General features: G+C 64.7%; 15 protein-coding genes. 5 read left to right on the forward strand and 10 right to left on the reverse strand.

Translation table 11 applies throughout. The features are described 5' to 3' along the window. Positions 1–7 precede the first annotated feature (7 nt). Positions 8–1429, forward strand: a complete 1422-nt coding sequence (gene glgA, locus WDM91_06290; protein MEI9994183.1) for a glycogen synthase GlgA — start codon at positions 8–10, stop codon at positions 1427–1429. A 52-nt stretch (positions 1430–1481) separates the two neighbouring features. Here glgA and WDM91_06295 read toward each other — a convergent pair whose 3' ends face one another. Genes WDM91_06295 through WDM91_06305 form a run of 3 tightly spaced genes read right to left on the reverse strand, consistent with a single transcriptional unit; the run spans position 1482 to position 3398 of the window. Then, a complete protein-coding gene (locus tag WDM91_06295; GenBank protein MEI9994184.1) occupies positions 1482–2003 on the reverse strand; it encodes an iron transporter in 522 nt (173 codons plus the stop codon). A 29-nt stretch (positions 2004–2032) separates the two neighbouring features. Then, positions 2033–2233 carry a hypothetical protein gene (locus WDM91_06300; protein MEI9994185.1) on the reverse strand — a complete coding sequence of 67 codons (201 nt, stop codon included), beginning with the start codon at positions 2231–2233 and terminating at the stop codon, positions 2033–2035. A gap of 4 nt (positions 2234–2237) precedes the next feature. After that, entirely contained in the window at positions 2238–3398 is a 1161-nt protein-coding gene (locus WDM91_06305; GenBank protein MEI9994186.1) for a PepSY domain-containing protein, read from the reverse strand. Positions 3399–3500: 102 nt separating this feature from the next. Between WDM91_06305 and WDM91_06310 the strand changes: the two genes are divergently transcribed. From WDM91_06310 to WDM91_06320, 3 genes are read left to right on the forward strand one after another with little or no spacing between them, the layout of a single operon-like run. After that, positions 3501–5615 carry a TonB-dependent siderophore receptor gene (locus WDM91_06310; GenBank protein ID MEI9994187.1) on the forward strand — a complete coding sequence of 705 codons (2115 nt, stop codon included), beginning with the start codon at positions 3501–3503 and terminating at the stop codon, positions 5613–5615. A 12-nt stretch (positions 5616–5627) separates the two neighbouring features. Continuing rightward, complete coding sequence (locus WDM91_06315; protein MEI9994188.1) at positions 5628–6158, forward strand: hypothetical protein; 531 nt, start codon at positions 5628–5630, stop codon at positions 6156–6158. A gap of 50 nt (positions 6159–6208) precedes the next feature. Further along, positions 6209–6886 carry a class I SAM-dependent methyltransferase gene (locus tag WDM91_06320; protein ID MEI9994189.1) on the forward strand — a complete coding sequence of 226 codons (678 nt, stop codon included), beginning with the start codon at positions 6209–6211 and terminating at the stop codon, positions 6884–6886. A gap of 85 nt (positions 6887–6971) precedes the next feature. Here the strand turns inward: WDM91_06320 and WDM91_06325 are convergent, their stop codons facing one another. The 6 genes from WDM91_06325 to WDM91_06350 form a co-directional block, all read right to left on the reverse strand. Continuing rightward, a complete protein-coding gene (locus WDM91_06325) occupies positions 6972–9179 on the reverse strand; it encodes a prolyl oligopeptidase family serine peptidase (GenBank protein ID MEI9994190.1) in 2208 nt (735 codons plus the stop codon). Further along, entirely contained in the window at positions 9173–11695 is a 2523-nt protein-coding gene (locus WDM91_06330) for a TonB-dependent receptor (GenBank protein ID MEI9994191.1), read from the reverse strand. Before WDM91_06330 ends, WDM91_06325 begins: the two co-directional genes overlap by 7 nt. A 183-nt stretch (positions 11696–11878) precedes the next feature. Beyond that, positions 11879–12835: a FecR domain-containing protein gene (locus WDM91_06335; GenBank protein ID MEI9994192.1), complete on the reverse strand. Its 957-nt coding sequence runs from the start codon at positions 12833–12835 to the stop codon at positions 11879–11881. Continuing rightward, entirely contained in the window at positions 12832–13347 is a 516-nt protein-coding gene (locus WDM91_06340) for a sigma-70 family RNA polymerase sigma factor (protein ID MEI9994193.1), read from the reverse strand. Before WDM91_06340 ends, WDM91_06335 begins: the two co-directional genes overlap by 4 nt. A gap of 395 nt (positions 13348–13742) precedes the next feature. After that, positions 13743–14666, reverse strand: coding sequence for an SDR family NAD(P)-dependent oxidoreductase (locus tag WDM91_06345; protein MEI9994194.1), 924 nt, complete (start codon positions 14664–14666; stop codon positions 13743–13745). Between the two features lie 9 nt (positions 14667–14675). Further along, positions 14676–15434: an SDR family oxidoreductase gene (locus WDM91_06350; protein MEI9994195.1), complete on the reverse strand. Its 759-nt coding sequence runs from the start codon at positions 15432–15434 to the stop codon at positions 14676–14678. A 163-nt stretch (positions 15435–15597) separates the two neighbouring features. Here WDM91_06350 and WDM91_06355 point away from each other — a divergent pair, with 163 nt between their 5' ends. Next, on the forward strand, positions 15598–16548 hold the full coding sequence (locus WDM91_06355; protein ID MEI9994196.1) for an AraC family transcriptional regulator: 951 nt from the start codon (positions 15598–15600) through the stop codon (positions 16546–16548). 209 nt (positions 16549–16757) lie between these two features. Here the strand turns inward: WDM91_06355 and WDM91_06360 are convergent, their stop codons facing one another. Then, positions 16758–17741, reverse strand: coding sequence for a CPBP family intramembrane glutamic endopeptidase (locus WDM91_06360; GenBank protein MEI9994197.1), 984 nt, complete (start codon positions 17739–17741; stop codon positions 16758–16760). Positions 17742–17766 lie beyond the last annotated feature (25 nt).

Here is a 17766-nt window from a genome sequence, read left to right on the forward strand (position 1 = left end):
AAGTTGCTTGGAAACCATGCGCGTTCTTTTCGCCACGCCGGAGATGGAAGACTTCATAAGCGTCGGAGGCCTTGCTGCCGTATCCGCGGCGCTGCCGCGTGCTTTGGCGCCGTTCGGCGAGGTCCGTGTGATCATTCCCGGCTACCGCGAGGTGCTCCGCCATCTTGCCCCTTTGGAGATCATAGCGACATGCCGCGAAAGCGCCGGGCTTCCCGCCTGCACGCTCGGGCTAGCCAAGACCGCGGACGGCCTGCCGGTCTATGCGGTGATCTGTCCTGAATTGTACGAACGCGACGGCGGCCCCTACGGCGACGCTCAGCAACGCGACTGGCCCGACAACGACATCCGGTTCGCCCGTTTTGCGTCGGCGGCCGCCCAACTTGCGTCGGGACTGCTCGACCCGCACTGGCGGCCGGATGTTGTCCACTGCAATGATTGGCAATCGGCGCTGATCCCCGCCTACCTGGCGTGGAGCGGCGCGGATGTCCCCACCGTGCTGACCATCCACAATCTGGCCTATCAGGGATTGTTCGACCGCACCGCCGCGCGCCGGATCGGCGCGCCGGAGAGCGCGTTCCACATCGACGGCCTGGAATTCTACGGCAAGACCTCGTTCCTGAAGGCCGGCCTGATCTACGCCACGCATCTCACCACGGTGAGCGCGACCTATGCCCGCGAGATCACGACGCCCGAACATGGCTGCGGCCTGGAAGGCCTGCTGCGGCGCAGAGCGGACGCCCGGCAGCTGAGCGGGATCCTGAACGGCATCGACGAGAGCTGGGATCCGCGTACCTGTCCGGCGCTGGCGGCGCCTTTCGCGGTCGGCGAATGGGATGGGAAGACCGTCAATGCCGATCACGTGCGCAAGGAATTCGGATTGGCGCTGTCGCGCGGTCCGCTTTTCGGCCTGGTGGCACGACTCGTCCATCAAAAGGGCGTGGACCTTGTCCTCGCGGCGGCGGATACGATCGTCAAGGCCGGCGGCCAGATCATCGTTACCGGCAAGGGCGAGACCGAGTTCGAAGAAGCCCTGAAAGACGTCGAGCGTCGCAACCCCGACAGCATCGCCGCCGCGATCCGCTTCGACGATGGCGAGGCGCGGCGCATTTTCGCCGGCAGCGATTTCACCTTGATGCCGTCGCGGTTCGAGCCCTGTGGCCTCAGCCAGATGTATGCGCAGCGCTTCGGCTCGCTGCCCATCGGACGCCAGACCGGCGGACTTTCGGAGACCATTGTCGACGGCGAGACCGGCTTCCTGTTCTCGGAGCCTTCGACGGAATCCCTGCTCGAGGGGATCTCCCGGGCCTTCGCGACCTTTCGGACGAAGGAACGCCTGAACCGGATGCGCGAGCGGGCGATGTCCCAGCCCTTCGGCTGGCAGCATTCGGCGCGAAACTATGGGCAGATTTACGAGAGCGTGGCCGCCTAACCGCCGCACCCATCGATCGGCGTCATCCGCATGTCCCTGCGCTGCGACGGCGTCACTTGGTCCTGCTCGGATAGGCGAACGTCCAATGCGCCCTGATCGGCTTCCACCACGCAGGAACGCCGGTCGCCTTGTCGACGTGGCGGATGAAGCCGTTGGCCGACGGCGGGGAAATCTCATACGTGAGCTGGTAAGTACCCGGTCCGTCCATGACGACGTTGTTGGCGTAGTGCGGCCCGTCACCGGCCGTCATCGGCGCCAGCGTTCCGGTCTTCTTGAACTTGGCGCCCACCTTGGTGAGCGTATAGCGGATGGTGAGATAAGGTATCCACGCATCCTCGGAGAACCCGTGTTTCTCGTCCGCGGTGGCGTGAACATCCGCTTCCAAATGCACCGAATTCGGCCCCATCGCGCCGCCCGGCGGCATGCGATCCATCTCGATCCCGACCAGGTAATTCGGAACGATCTGCAGACCGTCCGCCACGACGGGCTCGCCGACATAGAATTCGCCGGCTTGCGCCGTGGACAGCAGTCCGCCGAACAGAAATCCTAGTGAAACCGCGATTGTCCTGCGCATGTCGTCCTCCTGGATGGATGCAGATGATGTTACGCCGATGCGGCGGCCTGGAAAGCTCCGTGCAGGCATCGAATCGTCGCGCCGAGCGGCGCGGCAAGCGCCGCCCAGGCCAGAATGCGCGCCAAGTTGTTGTCGACCAGCAGCGCGTCCAGCAACCCGAACAGCGTGAGGCCGGCAAGCAGGAGCGGCATGCGCCACAGGACAGCGGCCTTTGTGGGTGGTGCGTTCATCGGGCTACTCCGCAGGCGCGGGCACAAGCTCGCCCGTCGCATCGGTCCTGACGGAACGGCCGAAACGCTTGGCCGCCCAGAGATAGAGGCCGCTGCCGAGGACCGCGATGGCGACCATGTCGAACAGCGCCCAGAGGATCTTGAGCGGCAATCCGCCGTAATCGCCGAAGTGCAGCGGGCGCGATATTTCCACGGCCCGGAGATAGGCCGGCAGGGCGACGACGCGCGCGACCCGCCCGGTCCGCGCATCGACCAGCACCGGCGTCATCAGGCGCGCGGTGAGCGGCGACGCGCCCTTGGTCCAGACGACATAGTGCAACGGACTGCCGTCGACATGCGTCGGCATCGTGATGGACGAGACGGCAGAACCGGGCATGGCGTGCAACGCCGCGTCTACGGCACTTTGAATCGACGTCGTGGGCGTGACGACCGGCAGCTTGTCATAGCCTGCGAGCATCTTTGCGACATCGGTGATCTCCCACAGACCGAACAACGGCGTGGAGAGCGTGTTCATCAGCCCCGTGAAGCCCACGACCAGCAGCCAGGCGGCGACGACGATGCCCAGGACGTTGTGCAGATCGAGCCAGAGCAAGCGATTGCTGCCGGCATTGCGCACCGTGCCGAACGGGGCGCGCCGGGCGAACGGCGCATAGAGCACGACGCCGGACGCCAGCGCGGCGAGGAACAGCAACGCCATCACGGCGAGGAAGAGGTCGCCCGGAAGCCCGAGAAAGAGCTCCGCATGCAGGATGCGAGCGAAGGTGAGAAAAGCGTCCGCGCCGCCGCCTGCCGGATGCAGGGAGTCCCGCAGCACGACGCCCGTATGCGCGTCCATCGTCAAGACGTGATTGGCGGCGTTCGGCGCATCGATGGACGGCGCAAGGACCGCAAAGACCTGCGGCGCATCGTCGTCGAGAAAGAGGCTGCGCAAAGCGTCCTGCGGATATCGCCCGCGCGCGGCCTGCGCGAAACGGTCGAGCGGAAGGACTGGCTTCCCGGCGACGGCCGCCGCCGGCACCGGCCCGCCGGGAAACGCGTCCTCGAGCTCGTCCTGGAAGATGAGCGGCAGCCCTGTCAGGCAAAGCATCAGCAGGAACGCCGTGCAGACGAGGCTTGTCCAGGTGTGGACAAAGCGCCAGGCCCCCAGGGCACGCGTACCGGACAAAGCTCGAAACCCAAGCAAACCGCGACAAACTCAATATTGCAATTGACTCTCAATATCAATAGAGACAGCGTAGTTGCGATCCATTCTCAACAAGAGGGGCTTATGCGTATCAGGATATGGGGGACATGGGCGGGTGCGGCGCTGCTGGGAACGGGGAGCCTGCTGCGCGGCGGCGCGGCCCTTGCGCAGGACATTCGCGACAAGGATTCGAAGATCGAGACCGTCGTCGTCACGGGAAGCCTGCTGACCAGCCATTCGACGACCGGCAGCAAGACAGACACGCCGATCATCCAGACGCCACAGTCGATCTCGGTGATCAACCGAAACCAGATCACGCTGCAGAACCCACAGGATATCAGCCAGGCGATCGGCTACTCGGCCGGCGTGACGCCGGCGATGTTCGGCTACGATCCGCGCTTTCCGCAGTTCCAGGTGCGCGGCTTCAGTGAGTTCTACAACGGCGTCTTCCAGGACGGCACGCGCCTTTTCGCCAGCGACTTCATCGGTCCGCTGCTGGAACCTTATGGCCTCGAACAGATCGATATCCTGCGCGGTCCGACCTCGGTGCTCTACGGCCAGAACGCACCGGGCGGCCTGGTCAATATCGTCTCCAAGCGTCCGCAGGCCGACGCCTTTGCGGAGCTTCAGCTTCAGCTGGGCAACTACGACCGCTATGACGGTCGCTGGGATCTGAACGCGCCGCTGACCGACGACGGCACGGTGCTGGCGCGGCTGACCGGCGTCTATCGCCAGTCCGGCACGCAATACGTCAATGTGCCCGATGACGAAACCTACATCGCGCCGGCGCTGACCTGGAAGCCGCGCGCCGGCACTTCGCTCACCATCCTCGCGAGCTATCAGCGCGTCTCGGGCGGCGAATCGGAAGAGGCGTTCGACCGGGCGGTGCTGCCGCCCGGCTATCCGCAGTCGATCTGGCGCTTCGATCCCCTGTTCAACACCTCGACGCAGCAAACCTTCGCCATCGGCTACCAGTTCGACCAGGTCCTGGCCGACGACTGGAACCTGCACCAGTCGTTCCGTTACACGGATTCGCGCGCGAATTTGCTCACCGTCAATCCGCTGTATTTCGACAGCGCCACGACGCTCGCGATGGAGGCCGAGCATCTGACCAATACGCTCGATGCCGTCACGCTCGACACCAATGTCACGGGCAAGGCCGAGACCGGCCCGGTGAAGCACACGCTGATCTTCGGCGTGGACTATCAGAACGATCCGTTTTCGGCGCTCGATCTGGTCGGCGATGCCCCCGATGCCGATTACTTCGCGTTGTCCTACAACCTGCCCATCGCCCCGCCGACTACCGTGTCGTCGTCGGTGCATCAAGGCGCCAGTCAAGTCGGTGTCTATGCGCAGGACCAGATGGCGTTCGACGATCACTGGTTCCTGACGGCTGGGCTGCGCCAAGACTGGTCGTCGATCAAGACCGTCAACTACGCCGGCGCCTTCTTCGGCACCGCGCCGGCGCAGCAGGATGACGGCGCGCTCACCGGCCGCGCCGGCCTCGTCTATGTCTCCGATATCGGTCTGGCCCCCTATGTGAGCTATTCGACGTCTTTCGTGCCCCAATCGGGCACCGATTTCTTCGGCAAGCCGTTCAGCCCGCTCACCGGCCGGCAATATGAAGCGGGCATCCGCTACATGCCCAAGGGCGGCTGGATCAGCGCAACGCTGTCGCTCTACGACCTCACCGAGCAGCATGTCCTGAGCGCCGATCCCGATATCGCGCACAATGGCTTCCAGGTGGAGACCGGCGAGGAACGCTCGCGCGGCATCGAGTTCGAGACCGTCGTGACTCCCCTCCCCGGCCTGAACGTCACGGGCGCTTATACCTATGACGACGTGCGCATCACCGAGTCCACCGATCCGACCGAGATCGACCGTCAGCCGGCCAACACGCCGCCCACCCAAGTCTCGCTGTTCGGCGACTACACGTTCCAGGATGGCGCCTTGCAAGGGTTCGGGCTTGGCGGCGGCATGCGCTATGCCAGCGAAACCTATACCGACACCACCAATACGATCCGCACCGGCAGCCTGACCTTCTTCGACGCCGACGCGCATTACGAAGTCGCGAACTGGCGCATCGCGCTCAACGTCGACAACGTCGCCGACAGCCGGACGCAGCTCTGTTTCGGCCAAGTGTGCCACTTCAGCCGCGGCCGCACCATCATCGGCAGCCTCACGCGGCACTTCGAGTAAGAGGATCACGGCATGACGATCACGCAGCGAGACTTCCCCGCCTATGTTCCGCCGCCGGCCTATCCCGACGACGCGCCGCTATCGGGGCTGTGCACGGCAGAACTCGTGCTGGTCGCGTCTCTCCGCCTGTTCGCCTTGGCGCATTGCGACCCGGAGGGTGGACATGACTGGCGCGGCGGTCTCCTGGCGTCCGGCGCCGGCTGCTGCGCAGTGCCGGCGTTCGATGCGCTGTTCGGCATCGTCGGTGCGGCCGGCCGACGCCCGCTCGACGTCCGCTGCCGTCATTGTCCGCATCTGAGCCGCGATGAAGGCCGCCTGCTCCAGATCGTGAGCCTGCTGCAACACGGCCGCATGTTCGATGCCCGCGACGTGCTGGCGGACTGGCTGCCGCCGGCCGTGGTGCGGCTCGCCATCCTTCCCGCAAAAGGCCTCGCGTCGGCTTTGGCACGTGCGCGCTTGCTCGTGCCATTGCGCGAGAGCCCGCGGACTTCGACCCATCACGCCTGCCGCCAGACCCATCATGGCTCCGCCCTGGTGCACTGAAGCGGCAGGCGTTCAGCACGACAACGGCAAAATCGACGCGAGGCTGTCCCATGGCTCCGCCATCTTCGAATCCCATCGCCGATCGGCGGATCGACGCGGTTCTGCAGCGCCTGCACCGCCGGGCCACCCGGCAATTGCCGGGGCTGGTCGTCCATTTGGCGTTGGAGGCCCTGAAGGAGCTGGTAGGCGGCCCGCGGCCTGTCGAGGCGGCGTATTATCGCGACAAGCTGATCCCGATCGATCGCGGCCAAGGCTGGCTGATCTACACGCTCTGCCGCGCCCAGCAGGCCCGGCGTGTCGTCGAGTTCGGAACTTCCTATGGCGTCTCCACGCTCTACCTTGCCGCGGCGATGCGCGATCAAGGCGCCGGTCTCGTCATCGGGACGGAGATCGACGCCGAGAAAGCGCGGCACGCGCGAAGCCATTTTGCGGAGGCCGGCGTTGCAGACCTGATCGACCTGCGAGAGGGCGACGCGCTCGAAACCCTCAAAGACTGCGGCGGTCCCGTCGATTTTCTCCTGGTCGACGGCTTTCCCAAGCTCGCCAGGCCCATCATCGAGCTGATGGCGCCGCAACTGCGCAAGGGCGCGATCGTCATCGCCGACAATGTGGGACATTTTCCCAAGACCTTTGTTGACTATCTGGACTTCGTGCGACGCCCGGCAAACGGCTTCGTCTCGACCCTGCTGCCGCTGCGCGGCGGAACGGAATTTTCCGTGAAGATCTGACCGGTGCGCGGATGCGGCCGATAAGTCCCCGTCGACGCGAACGCGGTCTCGGGTGTAGCGGCTTGCAAGCCAGCACCATGTCGACCTACCGGTCCGTCTTCTCCGGTTGCAGATGGATCGCGAAGAAGTCCGTCTCGCGGCGCCAGAAATCCCGAAGCGCTGCGCCGGTCAGCACGTGTCCTTGGCCCGGATAGCGAAGCAGCGTTACATTGGCGCCGGCGGCGCGCAGGACGTTGTACAGTTCGATCGATCCCAGAAGGAAGTTTCCGTCCTCGTCCCCGTCCGCGAGCAGCATCGGCGTCTTCACCTTGCCGGCGCGGAACACGGCCGAAAGCTTCACATAGGCGGACGGATCCTCCCACAATTTCGCGCCGGCCAGGTCCGCCATGAAGCCCAGGCCGTCGAACCAGAGGAGCGAGGTTCCGATCCAGTCGGGCAAGGCCGGCGCGACGGAGACCGCGCATTTGAACCTGTCGGTTCGCGTCACGAGGTAATCGACGACGCCGCCGCCATTGCTATGGCCGTAGAGGCACATCCGTTCGGGATCGACGAGGCCCCGCCGCTCGAGATCCGCTACGCCGCTCATCACGTCGTCGACGGTCGTATCCCAGGCGGCAGGGCCCTCGCCTCGCTTGCAGAACGCCCGTGCGCCCGAGCAATTCGGCGCCGAATGTGGCGCACGCGGTCGTGGCTTGAACACCATGTAGCCGGCCGACGCCCAGGCCTGGTTCCCCGCCAGCGGGCTCATCCAGCCACCGCCGCCGCCCGGAAACGGATAGACATCGACGATCAGCGGATATCGCGTCCCGGGCACATAGTGCGCGGGATAGAGCAGATCGCCGGCAAGCATCTCATGATGGCCGTTGCGCCACGTGACGGTTTCCGACCTCGCCAATTCGAGATCGCCACCGGACGTGAGAGAGAGGAGTCTTTCCGCGGTCGTCCCCCCGTCGGACGACAGCCACACGACGGGGCCGGCCTCGCCTTCGACCCAGGCCACTGCGCCGCTGCGCGCCTGCGACCATGGCCCGACCGGAGCGGATGTCCGCGCGCCGAGGAAATTGGTGTCGCGGACATGCGCGACAGGCGTGCCTCGGGCGGAGCCCCTACCGCTTCCGCTATCGTAGGAGACGAGAAAGCCGTCGCGCCCGGCAGACCGGTCCCAATCGTAATTCACGACCGGACCGTTCAATCTGTATTCGCGCGCACTGTCCACGCCATCCAGCGGGACGACACGGATAGCGGCCGGGCCGTCGAAGCGGCTGCTGACGAGAAAGGCGATACGCGCGCCGTCCGAAGACCAGAGGGGGCGGTATTTCACGCCATTGCCCACCGCCAAGGTGCGGACATTCCCGCTGCGAAGATCGAGAAGCATGATCTCGCCCTTCGTCGCCGAGATGATGCCGCCGCCGGCTGCGGCGCCTGGATCATCCGACCGGATGCGGGCGAAGGCGATGGTGCGGCCATCGGGAGACCAGGCCGGATCGAACGCCATCGCGCTGTCGTGGGTGATCTGGCGGCTTCGATGCGAGTCGACATCGACGATGAAGAGCTGGCTGTAAAGCGCCTCTCCCGGCCGGGGGGATCGAAATCCGACATCGCGGCCGTCCCGGGCCTCCACGATGCCGCCTGTCCCGCCGCCGGGATGGGCGAACACGTCGCTGAGGATCCGCCCTGGGGGCGTCGTGTTGTCCAAGACCAGCGGCGCGCCGGCCGCGGAGGGCACGGGCGCGAGTGATGCGACGCGGGAGGCAAGCACGATGTCGCGGCCGTCCGGCGACCACCGCATCCGGAACGCGTCGCCGACATAGCCCATCATCCGGGTCTCGATTTCGGGATCGACGCCGGCGGTGAATTGCGTCAGCTGCTGCACGCCGCCATCGCTCCGGTTCCACAGCCAGAGCTGCAGCGTGCCGGATCGGCGCGAATAGAAGGCGAGCCTTTCGCCGTCGGGCGACCAGCGCGGTATCAGCCCTTCGCCGAGACGTTGCAGGATGCGGCCGTCTTCCACGCGCACGACCGACAGCTCGCCGCCGCGCTCGACGGCGAGAGACTTGCCGTCGGCGGACAGGTCGAGCGTCGCCAGCATCGAGGCTTCGCCTGAAGCCACGCCGTCGAGATCGTCCAGCGTGACCGGCCGCCTGGGACTTGCATCCGCCGCGGCCGGCCCGCCGAGAACGAGCACGGCAATCGCGACCGCGACGCGGAGCATCCTGCGGCCACCGGCCGGTGCCATTCTCTCTAGGCCCGTGTCGCGCAGGGTCGTCACCTCCGGCGCGTGGCCGGTCACCATCGCTCGGTCAACTGAAGCGAAACGACCCGCCCCAGCACGTTGGCGTTCGCGCCGTCGAAAACGAGTCCGGGCGCAACGCCCGGGTCCGGCGTCGCGACGAAGGGCGGCTTTGTATCGGCGACGTTGATGACGTTGAAGCCGGCAACGAGCCCATCGAGCGGACTTCCGGACCCCTGGTCAAAATTGTATTCCACCGCAAGATCGAACGTCGTCCACGACGCGATCGGGACGGAGGGTGAATTCCGGACATCGCGGTAGGAGTCGACATAGTTCGCGAACAGCGCAAAATCGAAATTGCCGTGCCGCAGGATCACGCGGCCGCGCAGCTTCAGATCGACGGGGTTGTACTGCGTGTTCAGCACGTCGGCGGTCGGCGTGCCCGGCGCCACCTTCTGCTTGAAGGTGAGGATATAGGTGCCGTCGAGGCCGGTCTCGAGATGGCCGAAGGAGAAATCGCCGTCATAGGACACCTTGAAATCGATGCCGTTCGTGTCGAGCGCCGACAAATTGGTCGAGCGCGAATCGACGATGGCGGCTATCGTGGAAAGATCGACGCCACCGGGGATTCCGGTGAAATCGTCGAACTCCTGCGTGGTGGCGACCAGGGACGCGACTTCCGCCGCCGGCGGATTGCGCTGGATCAGGGGACCGAACGTCGATGCATTGTTGAGCGCATCGAAGAGATCGAATCCCGCCGTCTGCGCGGTCGTGATCAGATTGGTGAAATGGACGTTGTAATAGGTCGTGCTGACCCTGACTCCCGGAAAGGCGTCCGGCGCCCAGTCCGCGCCGAGCGTCCAGTTGGTCGACTTCTCCGGGGAGAGCTTCGGATTGCCGCCGAAAACCACCAGGACGTTGGACGCGCCGCCCGTCGTCGGATCCGCCTCCGGCAAGGCGACGACCTGGGACGGCGTCGGATTGAGATCGCTCAGCAAGGGCGCGCGAAACGAGGTCCCATAGGTGCCGCGAAGCTTGAGGTCCGATTGCGCCATCCAGCTCAGTCCGATCTTGGGATTATCGGTCGAGCCGAAATCGCTGTAGTGCTCGTATCGGTCGGCAAGGCTGAGTTCCAGGCGATTGTCGGGCGCTGAATCGCGCGGACCGATGATGGGGATGTCGAGCTCTGCAAACCCGGCCGCAATGCTTCGGTTTGGAGAATAGGTGCTGTCCGCGATGAGGTCTTTGGAATCGAGGGTCTCGAAACGATATTGGCCGCCGACCGCAAACCGCACCGGACCGGCGGGCAGCGAGAAGAGCGCGCCGTCGAGCTTGGCATCCACGGTTCCGACCGTCGCGATCGTGTGGACATGCGACGAAGGCGCGCCGGCGAAGGTGTCGGTCTGGGTGGTATCGCTCGCGCTGTAGGTCGTACTCAACTCGAATTGCCGATCCTCCGGCAGCGCCACGTCGACGCCGGCAGTCCCGCCATAGTTCGATGCCGACACGACATTATGATCGTCGCCGATGCCGGTGAAGAATTCGTCATTGGACGACGACCGGTTCGACCAGAGGCCTTCGCCGAACACGCTGATATCGCCGGTCAAAGACTGGTTGCCCATTGCAAACACCGAATTGTGCAATTGCTTGGGCACAAGGGTGAACGGACTGGCATTGCCGCTCGCATAGCTGCGCTGGCTCGAGTCGATCGACGAACGCAGGTTGTAGTCGTAGCTGACAAGCGCCGAGCCGCTGCCCCAGGTACGACCCAGGGTTTGCGCGAACTCCTCTTCCGCACCGCCGCCGTCGGTCGGCGCCGCAAAGCGCGCACGCGTCTCGGCTCCGTCGAAATCGTGCCGCAGGACCAGATTCATCACCCCGCCCACGGCGTCCGATCCATAGATCGCCGACGCGCCGTCGGCGAGGACATCGACCCGCTCGAGCGCGCTGAGCGGGATCATCGAGACGTCGACAAAATTGCCGTTGTTGTTCGCCGGCGCGATCCGGTGTCCGTCGAGCAGGACAAGTGTCGCGTCGCTGCCGAGTCCGCGCAGATTGACGCCCGCTCCGCCGACCGCGTTCACCGCATTGCCCCCGCCGACCAGGCTTCCAATCGTTTCGTCGGACGCCCCACCGCCGAAATTCTCCGGCAGCCGCCTCACGAATTGCTGGATGCTTCCCAGTCCCGAGAGGTCGATCTGGTCGCGCGAGTAGCTGTCGACCGGGGCCGCCGGATTGGTCACGCCGCGGATATTCGTGCCGGTGACGATGACGGTCTCGGTCGGCTGCCCCTTCGTCGCGGTGCTCGCCGCCTCTTCGTCAGAGGCGGCTTCGGCGTTTTTTGGTCGGACACGCAACATGATGGTCTGGGTATTCTCGGATGCGATCTCGATGTCCGTTCCTGCCAGGAGTTCCGACAGCGCGGCATGGAGATCGAGGCTTCCCTTGACCTCGTGGGTCCTGACGCCGTTGAGCTGGTCCGCGGGCGCCACGATCTGGATGCCGGCCTGACGCGCAAATTCCGGAATGGCGTTGACGGCCGCGTCGGAATGCACATCGAAGTTCCGCGTCTGCGCCATGGCAGCCGTGGCACACAGCAACGCTCCGACGGCGACGCTGCTTCGCAAAGCGAGCCGGTTCACCGCTGACAGTCTTGACGCACGCAACTTCATACTCGCCCCCGTACTGCAGGCCGCCCCGCGCGAACCTGTCAGAAAAGGAGACACATGACGGTCATCATTTCCCTACGCGGTTGTCGCACTTCATTGGCGCGAGAGGCGAACTTCGTTATCCGCGACCGCAACACGAAGATCGAACGAGACCGCGACAGCATGGGCGAAACCAATCGGATCACCTGCCAGGAACAATCCGGCGATCCGTTCCTCGGCGATGGAGGGATCGTCAATCCGAATCCGGATATCGCTGTAGCGCGCGAACTCGTCAGCCGCGACTCCAAGGGTCTCGCCGTGGAACGCGATGCGGCCGTCGCGCCACGCCAGCGCGCGTTCCACCTCGGCCGTTTCAATCGGTTTGGCCACGATCGGCGCGTTCACGGGCGCGATGGCGCGGGTGTTGGCCGGCGCCCGCACCGGCGGCGCCACGGGGATATCGGGGCGGGTCACCTCGACCACACCTTCTTTGACGAGAATCTGCACGGGCTGCGACGGCAATATACGGACCGTGAAGCTGGTACCGACCGCACGAACCGCAGTGTCGGCGGCATGAACGACAAAAGGCCTTTGTGTGTTCTTGGCCACGTCGAACAGAGCCTCGCCCTGGATCAGATCGATGTCGCGGCGATTCCGGGAGTAACGGACAACGACTTCCGATTGGGTGTTGAGACTGATGAGAGAGCCGTCGTTCAACGGCACGACGCGCATTTCGCCGACCCGCGTCGCGTAGCGTTCCTCGCCGAAATACCGTAGCGCCGAGCGTCCCACGACCGCCAGACCCGCAGCGGCGGCGGCGATGCCGCCGCCCAGAACGACGCGGCGGCGGGAGAACGCCGGCCTCTCCGCCTGCCGAGACGGAGCGTCATGTTGCTGCAAAGGCGTCAGATGGGCACTTGCCAAGGCGAACGCCCCGACATGCCGCACATCTTCGCTCAGCCATGCATCGAGCTCGGCCTGTTCGCCCGGATGCAGCGGTCCGGCGTCGCTCTTGGCCGCCCAGAGGGCCGCTTGGTCGTAAACGTTCTGGGCGGAAGGTCTCTCGGTCATTTTCGCCGCGTCCCGGATGCACGCACCCTTGCTCCTATAGACAATTGGGACGCCGGTTTCCCTCCCCGGCCGAACGCGCTGATGAGACAGCGCACGCCCTGCGCCATGTATTTTTCGACGGCCTTTTCACTGACACCAAGACGCTGGGCAACCTCGCGCTGCGAGAATCCTTCCACCCGGCGGAGAAGAAAGGCCTGGCGGCAGCGCGGCGGCAAGTCCGCCAAAGCCTCGTACACTTCGCGGACCTCGTCGCGCAAGGCGACTTGCTCTTCCGGCGACGCTTCCAGAGCAAACGCTTCAATCGACTCGACATCGCCGACCGCGACGATCGGCACGACGCGCAGGCGTCGAAGCTGGTTGGCGAGAATGGAGAACGCAGTCTGGGCCGCGTATTGCCGCGGATTGCGAATATCGGCGACGGAATCGAGAGAGGCGAGGCGCGCGTACATCTCCTGGATGATGTCGTCGATGTCCAATTCATAGACGCGCCGCGAAAGCCAGGCGCGGATCACGCGCTCATGGGGCACAATATTTTGGGCCAACCACTGGGCCCGCTGGCTCGTGAGCCTCGGCATGGCGAACAGAAGAATGGAGCGACGGCGGCTTTACAAGTCTTCTCGTATCGCCTGTGGCGCCACCGACGCACCGCGGAAATATTGCGGATGCGCGTAGGGATTTCGGCGCGTGAAGTGTATCTGCGCTCGCCGGGAACGGAACAGCACCGCGAACGCCGGACCGAAGCGTGTCGCCGATTGCAGACGGCGCTCGGCGGCACATGGAGATCGCCGGAGACCTGCGGCAGAGGTCTCGTCAACCAGTAGCGATCCGTGCTGCGCATGAACCGAGGATCACAAGCGCCGGCGCGCGGAGATTTCCTGGTGCGGCGCGGGGCATGGCCGCCTCCCGCTCACCGCTGCGATAGAAAGGCCCGCGTCTCGGCGACAACACGGTCCTGGAATTCCGGGTCGCGCAGGCGTGCGGAACCTTGCATAGGGTGCCCGCCTTCGTCGTAGTAGATTCCGGTTCGACCGGATGTGTCGAGCAGGATCTCGGTGAACACGCGCGCAGCTCGCTTCGGCGTGCTCAAGACCTTTATGAACGGCGCCATCAGCGGGACGATGTAATATGCCAGGATGTAGAAGAAGATGTTCATGTTGCCGTGGAGGCCGGTGTTGAACATGATGCCCGGCTCGATGGCGTTGACATGCAGCCGCGGGTTTTCGCGCGCGAGCGCCATGGCCGTGGCGATATTGCACTGCTTGGAGGTGGCATAGGCGTCATAGCCCGGCTGCTTGGCGCCGCCGGGTTTCCATTCGCCGCGCACGCTCGCCTCGGCTGAGATGTAGCGGCCACCGCGAAAGCCAGCCCGCTTGGCGGGCCCGCGCTCGGGATCTTCGGTAGCCGAGCCGACGAAGAGGACATTCGCACCATCGCGCAGATGCGGCAGGAGCGCCTCGGTCAGCGCGAACGGTCCGAGGTGGTTCGTCGCGAACGTCATGTCCCAACCGGCTGCGGTCTTCATGACGGGCGGGTTCTGGACGCCCGCGTTGTTGAGCAACCCGACGATCGGCAGATCGAGCGCGATGATCTGCGCGGCGGCGCGGCGTACGCCCGCCAGATCCGACATGTCGCATACGACCGGCACCGCCTGCCCGCCCCGTCGCTCGACCTCCTTCCTGACGTCATCGAGCTTGCCGCTGTTCCGGCCCGCGAGCACAAGCGTGCCGTGCCTGGCCATTTTAAGAGCGGTCTCGCGGCCGGTACCAGAGGTCGGACCGGTGATGATGTACGCTTTACGACCTGCGGGATGTCTCAAGTCTGCTTTCGACATGACGCCCCCTCAGATCTGCATGCCGCCGGCGACTTCGATCCGCTGGGCGTTGACCCAGCCGAAGTCGTCGGACAGCAGGCCGGCGATGACCGGCCCGACATCCTCCGGCACTCCGGCACGGCCGAGCGCCGTATGATCGGCGATCATCTTGTTGACCCCCGGATTGTCGCGAACCATGCCGCCGGAAAAATCGGTCGCGATCGGGCCCGGCGCGACGACGTTCGCCGCGATCCGGCGCGGTCCCAATTCCAGGGCCATGTACCGTGTCAGCGTTTCGACCGCCGCCTTCATCGAACCATAGCCGATGCGGTTGCGTCCGGTGAAGCGCGCCAATCCCGAGGAGATGTTCACGATGCGACCGCCATCATTCATGAGCGGCAGAAGCTTTTGCGTCAGGAACAGGACGCCCTTGAAGTGGACGTTATAGAGCGCGTCCATCTCCGCTTCCGTTATCGACTCGAAGCTTGCGGTGGACGAAATCCCGGCATTGTTGGCGAGGTAGTCGAAGCGCTCGGCTTTCATGCCGGCCAACACGTCTTGTACCTGCGCCGCGAAACCGTCGAACGAGCCCACATTGCCCGTGTCGAGCTGCAGTGCGACTGCACCGGCGCCCGCTTCCGCGGCAAGCGCCACGACCTTGTCGGCTTCTGCACGATTTGTGTTGAACGTGAGTATCGAACGGACCCCGCGCTTGGCGAGGCAGAGGACCGTGTTGCGGCCGATCCCCCGGCTGCCGCCGGTGACGATCGCGATTTTGCCATCTGTCATAAGTGGTTTTCCATTGGGAACCGCCGTTCCGGAGCCAATTGCGTTGATCGACTATGATTGCCGAAGGCCGGAAAGCGGAATGCCGGAACCCGCCAATTTCTTGCCTATTCCTGCCTCACGGGATATTCTCGCGGCCGTTTCAACGTGAACGGAAGGGTCGGATGTGCCCGATCAATTGGCGGAAGCGCTCCTGCGCTATACGGATAGCCGGCCCGGAGAGAGCCCGTTCCTGACCGCCATCGACGGGTTGGCCATCGTGCGATCGGATCATCCGAAGCCGCCGAGCCACATGATTTCAAAGCCGGCGATGTGCATCGTGGCGCAGGGCGCCAAGTGGTCGATGTTCGGCGGCAACAAGCTTGAGTACAGGGCGGGGCAGGCCCTCCTGATCGGCGTTGAAACGCCCTCGATCGGCCGGGTGGTTGAAGCGAGCCCTGGGGCGCCTTGTCTTGTCCTCGCGTTCGAACTGGATCTTGCGATCATGCGGAGCGTTGCGGAGGAACTGGACACGCCGCCAAGGGCGAGCGGTGAGCCCGGCCGCGGCGTCTTCGTGACGAACTTTCGAGGCCCGCTGGCCGACTGCGCGCTGCGCCTGGTCCGGCTGCTCGATATGCCCGAGGCGATTGCGACGCTCCGCCCCATCATCATGCGCGAAATCTGCTATTGGCTTCTGACCGGCCCTCATGGCGGAGACGTCGCCAGATTGACACTGGCAAACAGCCCGTCGCAGCAGGTGATGAGCGCCATGCACAGCTTGCGAAGCAGCTTCAGAGAATCGATTCGTATCGACGAATTGGCCGCGGTCGCCCGGATGAGCACCTCCGCCTTCCACCGTCAGTTCAAGGCGCTGACGTCGCTGACGCCGCTGCAATATCAGAAGCAGCTCCGCCTGCTGGAGGCGCGCCGCCTGATGGTCTCCCGCAGATTCAACGTCGAAGCGGCGGCGTTCGAGGTCGGCTACGAAAGTCCCTCGCAGTTCAGCCGGGAATATGCCCGCATGTTCGGCGCGCCGCCAAAGCGCGACGTTAACCAAATGCGGGTCGTGCTTCAGGAAGATCGCGCCCGCTCCGGTGCAGAATTGATCGCTGAAGATGCCCGAGCGGTTGCTGCCTAAGGCGGACCGGATGGCAGCCGCGAGCGCGGTTCTGCCGATGGCGCTCCCCAAAGCAAGCGACGCAGCAGGCAAGCGCCTCGCCCAATCGTGTCTCTCAGCTGGGCGGCCCGGGCTGAGCTCAAGGCGATCGGCGTTGAACCCCGTTGCTGCATAGCTTACGAAGCCGCTTTAGAGGGTCGATTCGTATCGGTGAAGAGGCCGCGGTGCATTTAGACTTTTGCCGCTGCGTCTTCGCCGCGCCGTCCCAAAGCGCGACCCGCGATCAGGAAGACGAGCAGCCCTGCACCGCCGACGACGACCGCGCGGATAGCAAGCTGAAACATGGGATTGCCGCCGAGGACAATTCCCGAAAGCTGTGCGCCGTCATTGAGAAAGCCGTGGACGGCAATGGTCGCCAGCACGCTGCCGCCCGTGCGATTGAAGAAATAGGCCATCACGATCGTCGCGCCGACGCACCAGATCGCAAACAGCGGCAGCAATATCAGGCCGTAGGCGAACAGCCCCATCGCGGCCGGCGTCTGGAAGAGGATATCGCGCGAAACATGCCAGAATGCCCAGAACAGGCCCAGGACGACGCTGGCCTTGATCGGCGACATTTCACCCTGAAGCAGCGGAAGCCCGTAGCCGCGAAAACCAAGCTCTTCCAGCAATCCGCCCTGATTGAGGAACATCGCTTCCAGAAGCAGCGGGATGGCGGCGGCGGAAAGCAAGGCGGGGTTGAAGGATACGGTCCATCCCGCGGCGCCCGAGAAGAGAACCTGCGCAACGAAGGTGACCAATTGCACGGCCACGACAACGGCCATGAGACGCAGCCAGATCGACAGCCCTTCGGAAGCCTTGACGCCGCCAAGCCATGGACGCAGGCGGCCGAAGAGGCTCGCCAGCCCGCCCGCGCCATCCTTCATCGCGACCAGGACGATCGCCACCAGGGACGGAATGGCCGACGCGAGCACGGCGATGACCAGCACGGGCTGGCCCCAGACGGCCTGGAGCAGCGGGAGCAGCGCGCCACCGCGGAGCGTGACGCCCGATCTCGCCATCGTATCGTGCATCAGGGACAGGAATACGAAAGGCCCGCCCTGCAATGGAAAGAACGGCTCGGGATAATACGCAAACAGAAGCGCCAACACGAAAGGAATCGCGAAGGTCCAGGCATAGAAGACCGCAAAGGGCCGATGGCGGCTTACATTCATGACGAACACCGGAAGAAAACGGACG

Origin of the sequence: Rhizomicrobium sp., from assembly GCA_037200385.1 — a bacterium.
GTDB lineage: Bacteria > Pseudomonadota > Alphaproteobacteria > Micropepsales > Micropepsaceae > Rhizomicrobium.